2 protein-coding genes and 1 pseudogene are annotated in these 2236 nt (G+C 64.7%); 1 reads left to right on the top strand and 2 read right to left on the bottom strand.

Going from position 1 to position 2236, the window contains the following annotated elements; translation table 11 throughout:
• Both ABY403_RS15910 and ABY403_RS15905 read right to left on the bottom strand, forming a co-directional pair.
• Positions 1–1143 (bottom strand): RSP_2647 family RNA methyltransferase (locus ABY403_RS15910; protein WP_372841790.1); only part of this gene is annotated, 1143 nt, incomplete at its 3' end.
• Between the two features lie 75 nt (positions 1144–1218).
• Positions 1219–1857, bottom strand: a complete 639-nt coding sequence (locus ABY403_RS15905) for a DUF6778 family protein (protein WP_372841789.1) — start codon at positions 1855–1857, stop codon at positions 1219–1221.
• A 182-nt stretch (positions 1858–2039) separates the two neighbouring features.
• Between ABY403_RS15905 and ABY403_RS15900 the strand changes: the two are divergent.
• Positions 2040–2236: pseudogene (locus tag ABY403_RS15900) on the top strand (phosphogluconate dehydratase); the annotation flags it as partial.

Here is a 2236-nt window from a genome sequence, read left to right as displayed (position 1 = left end):
TGGCCCCGCACCGCCGGTAAAGATCAGTTGCCCACGCCGCCCGCCGCGCCCGATACCGCGCGCCGAGGCATTGCGGAACGCCGACAAATCGGCCGCATGCGAGCAGGAACAAAGCCCCAGATAGCCCCCCGGCGCCACCAGCCGCGACGCCATCAGCGCCATCCGCTCGTAGGCGCGCAAACCCGCCTCTAGTGCAGGTTTGGCGGGTGCAAAGGCAGGCGGGTCGCAGATCACAAGATCGAACACAGCGCCTTCGGTGGCAAGCGCCTCCATCACCGCAAAGGCATCGCCCTGCCGCGTGGCAAAGCGCGCGCCCTGCCCCATCGCCGCGGCACCCTCGGCGGCGAGCGCCAGCGCAGGTGCCGAGGCATCGACGGCCAGCGCGCTTTCAGCACCTGCCGCAAGGCAGGCCAACGCAAAGCCGCCAACATGGCTGAACACGTCAAGCATCCGTGCGCCGTCTGCCAACCGCGCGGCAAAGGCGTGGTTCGGGCGCTGATCGAAAAAGAGGCCGGTTTTTTGCCCGCCCAGCAGATCCGCCATATAGGTTGCGCCGTTCATCGGCACCGCCAGCGGACCCGCAAGCGCGCCTTGCAACAGCAGCGTCTCCTCTGGCAGCCCTTCCAGCGTGCGCGCTCGGCCCGCGCCGTTCTTGACCACGGTGCTGACACCCGTGACCTCGACCAGCGCTGCGACCAGTTCGGTCAGATGCGCCTCTGCCCAAGCGGCATTGGGTTGAATCACCGCAGCATCGCCAAAGCGATCGATGATGATGCCGGGCAAGCCATCGGCCTCGGCATGAACAAGGCGGTAGAAAGGTTCGGGGTAAAGCCGCGCGCGCAACGCCAGCGCGCGTTCCAGCCGCGCGCCAAACCACGCCTTGTCGATCACCGCGCCCGCGTCTCGGTCAAGCACACGTGCGATGATCTTGGATTTCAGGTTGACGGTGACCAGCCCAAGTTCGCGCCGTTCGCCATCTTCCAGCACTGCAAGCGCGCCGGGTGCCAGCGATTGCGTGCGCCTGTCGGTCACAAGCTCGTCGGCATAAACCCAAGGAAAACCGTGGCGGATGGCGCGGGCCTCGGCCTTGGGGCGCAGTCGCACCACCGGATAGGCGCGGATCGGGGTCTCGGCGTCGGTCATTTCGTGGGCCTGCATATGAAAAGGGAGAGCGTTCGCCCTCCCTCTAGTCGCTCTGCCGGTGATTTGAAAGCCTGCCTAGTTCGCCGCAAGCTGCGGCGGCGCGCTTACCAGCACCGGGCGGCTCAATTCGGCCGCGATCACTTCGGTAAGGCGCGCGGTGACCACCACCTTCGCGGTCAGGCCCTGGGCCTCTTCGGCCAGCGCCTGCTCACCACCCGCTGCGGGGGTATCCGCATCCACTTCGCGCGGCCCGTCGATGATCGCGCCGGTGGCGGCATCGCGCACGGTCATCAGGAAGTGCATCGAGAAGGTGCCACCCACCGAATAGCGCGTCTTTTCGGTCTGCGCATGAAAGCGCGTGACCTCGATCTCTACATTGACCGCTTGGCCTGCATTCATTCCGGCCGTGGCCTGCGCTGCGGCGGTGTCAAAAATCGCCTTGATCTGTTCGTAGCGATTGCCGCGCGGATCGCCACGCCAGACAATATCAGCTATCGGGTAGTAAAGGTTTGCCTCGGAAACCTTCAGAGTCTCGGGCACACGCACCGTGACGTCCTTGATCGCATAGCGCGGCTCTATAGCCACGATCTGCCCCTCGCCCGGCAGCCCAAGCCCGTCGGGCGCGGTGCTGGCACGTGATGCGGGGTCTGACGACATGCAGGCGCCAAGCGCGCCAACCAGTGCAAAAGCGGTAAAAACTCGCGCGATCCTCATGACCATACCTTTCGTTATTCTTGCCATTCCCCTTTTTGATGTAGTTGCATTGTGGCATTAGCGCGGAAAATACTGTTCAAATCCATGAAGGCCGCACCTGCGCACCCATCGCGGGGAAGCGAATTGATCTGTTAGCGCTAACCACCTATATTTGATCTGAACTCCAAGACCACGAGGCCCAGATGCCGCTACATTCGACCATCGACCGTGTCACCGACCGTATCCGCCACCGTTCAGCGGCCAGCCGCGCAGAATATCTGGCGCGGATCAGGGCGGCGGCAGCCGAGGGGCCGGCGCGGGCGCATCTGAGTTGCGGCAATCAGGCCCATGCCTATGCGGCGATGGGCGCTGACAAGACGGCGCTGGCGGCCGCGCGCGC

Source organism: Phaeovulum sp. (assembly GCF_041596715.1).
Taxonomy (GTDB): Bacteria; Pseudomonadota; Alphaproteobacteria; order Rhodobacterales; family Rhodobacteraceae; genus UBA6213.
The sequence above is the reverse complement of the archived record's forward strand: the minus strand, read 5'-3'. Positions and strand labels throughout refer to the sequence as shown.

Bases quoted from the DNA above. Each gene is read 5' to 3' on its own strand.
- ABY403_RS15905 (WP_372841789.1), bottom strand. From the start codon at position 1,857: ATGAGGATCGCGCGAGTTTTTACCGCTTTTGCACTGGTTGGCGCGCTT.